The following is a 243-nucleotide window of genomic DNA, read 5'->3' as shown; positions in this document are numbered from 1 at the left end:
ACTGCGTCTACCCTCATTATTGGAGGGCGAAATGTGAATACGTCTTATTCACAATCAAATTTACGACACAACCAAATTTTAATTTGTCTTTGCGTTCTATCTTTTTTTAGCGTATTAAATGAAATGGTTTTGAACGTCTCATTACCTGATATTGCAAATGATTTTAATAAATCACCGGCGAGTACAAACTGGGTGAACACAGCCTTTATGTTAACCTTTTCTATTGGAACAGCTCTATATGGA

The 243-nt window shown here is 35.0% G+C and carries 1 pseudogene; it reads left to right on the top strand.

Annotated elements, in window-relative coordinates:
- Nucleotides 1–33: 33 nt before the first annotated feature.
- Nucleotides 34–243 (top strand): annotated as a pseudogene (locus AWV70_RS23055) (tetracycline efflux MFS transporter Tet(L)); the annotation flags it as partial.

This window comes from Sporosarcina koreensis, from assembly GCF_001531445.1.
GTDB classification, from domain to species: domain Bacteria; phylum Bacillota; class Bacilli; order Bacillales_A; family Planococcaceae; genus Sporosarcina; species Sporosarcina koreensis_C.
Note: the sequence above shows the minus strand (reverse complement) of the source record. Positions and strands in the feature narration are given on the sequence as shown.